Annotated in this window: 1 protein-coding gene; it reads right to left on the bottom strand. The window is 25.4% G+C overall.

Translation table 4 applies throughout. The features are described from left to right. Positions 1-113: 113 nt before the first annotated feature. Positions 114-1,994, bottom strand: a complete 1,881-nt coding sequence (locus EHV01_RS06820) for a prolipoprotein diacylglyceryl transferase family protein (protein WP_422066798.1) — start codon at positions 1,992-1,994, stop codon at positions 114-116. Positions 1,995-2,205: the final 211 nt, after the last annotated feature.

The raw sequence follows: 2,205 nt of genomic DNA on the forward strand, positions 1-2,205 counted from the left end.
ATTATATTTTAACGTTTAAAAAATTTAAAGCAAAATCATAATCTTACACAAAATTAGTTTTCAAATTGTCATATTGATGATTTTTTTTATTTCATCAAGAGTTTTCGACAAAATTAAAGTTTTAATTTAAAAGCAATTTTTTTATTAAAGTAATAAAATTGATTTTCTTTAAATTGGAATTTTGATATTTCAATTTTTTTTGCTTTTGGATTAATTTTTAATTCATCAAAAGCAATTAAATCATTCAAATCAAGATCAAAAATTGTTGTTTTTTGTTCATTAATATGAGGATAAAATTGATACCATCTCGTTTTAATTTCATTTACCTTTTCAGGAGTATGAATAATAGCATTTAATAATAATCCCAATTGTTTTTTCGTTAAGGTAAAATAATTATTATCATCAGGTTTTGATAAGATTAATGTTGTTTGTTGTAAAATTTTACTTAAATTAAGTTTAAAAGTTTGATTAACAACTAATTCATCAATAAATTTATTATTTGTTTCTGGTAAAGCAACTATTTTAAAACTATAATTAATAACTTCGTGCTTGCTTGCTTCTTGTTCATTTGTTTTAACATATTTTAATTCAAAATATTTTTCAAAAGGTTCACCTTGATATCCTAAGAATTCCATAACTTTTGTCTTAATGACTACTGGTAATTTATTAACATAATTATCTTCGCCAATAATGATACTATTATTTAAATATTTTTCAAATTTTCATGTTTGCAAACTATGAAAATCAACATATTCTTTTTCATACATAAATTTATTTTTGCGGAATTTTTTCGGCGCTCCTCATTGCGCATAAATTGCTAATCCTAAACCAATTAGGGCAATTAAAATTAAGACCGTATAATCTAGCGTACGATGATTTTTAATAAATAAACTTGTGTCATCATCACGTTGTGTTTCTAAAATAAAACGAATCAAATTTCATAAAAAGAAATAAAAACCAGTTTGCACCCCGCTACGTGTGATTGCATAACACCCCGGATTATTTAATTTTGTTAATGCAGCACTATCATTATGTCATCATTTTTTAATTCTATTGGTAAAACCAGTTTGTTCTTTTGAACTATCTATTTGCCCACTTTTTTTAGCCATTTCATCTAATCGCTTTTGGTTTGGTACATAGTTAAAATATGCTTTATCCCAAACTTCTTTTCAAGTCATTTTATCGGGTTTAAGATATTTTCGATTAAAAAAATGAATAAAATTATATTTTAAATCAAAAGGATATTCTTTAGGGTCTTTTTTCCATGGTTTTTTACTAAATAATTGTCCAGCAACAGGAATAAAAAAAGTAATAAATAATCATGCTAAGAAATTAAAGAATGATTCATATAAAAAGATAGGTTGGCGAAAGACAATTTCACCAAGGTTATTTTTTTCTGGTGATAAACCATCTCACTGCCATAAGTTATCCCGAATAAAAGCTGGTAATCACCGTAATGAATCATATGAAGTAACACTTCCTAATAATTCATAATTAAAAAAATTACCTCAACGACCTAATACTTGTCCTAATAAAATGTTTGGAATAATACAATCCGTATAAACTCAAAGTGAAACTTTTGCTTTTCGACCAACAATGCCAAAAACAATTAAGCCAGTAATTGTTCCGAACAAAACACCACCATGAATACTCATCCCAGCTTTTCAAAACGCAAATAAAGACCAAAATGGAACATCACCTGGTTCTAAAATTCAAGGATGATTAACATCATTATTAAATTTTCCAAAAAAACTTGCTCCAAATAATGAAAATGGAATAATAGCAAAAATTGATCAAATTAATGGTTCAATCGGAACCTTTTTTAATTTTAGTCGAATAAAACAGGCTAAAACCGAACAAATCATTCCTATTGTAATAAAAACAGCATACATATGAATTCATCCGCCATATGTTGCCAAAATATTATGTGGTGTATTACTTGGCGTAATTCATTCTGGATTTGGTGGTACGCTTGTTAATAATAAACTGTTCATTTATTTTTTCACTCCTTAAGTGTTTTTATTTTCTAAATTATAAAACAATGCATAATTATTATATACCAAGTTCAAATAAAAAAGTCTATTTATTTTCTTTAATTTTGTCGAAAACTCTTGATGAAATAAAAAAAATCATCAATATGACAATTTGAAAACTAATTTTGTGTAAGATTATGATTTTGCTTTAAATTTTTTAAACGTTAAAATA

Source organism: Spiroplasma sp. hy2 (genome assembly GCF_044714365.1).
In the GTDB taxonomy this organism is placed as follows: domain Bacteria; phylum Bacillota_I; class Bacilli_A; order Mycoplasmatales; family Mycoplasmataceae; genus Spiroplasma; species Spiroplasma phoeniceum.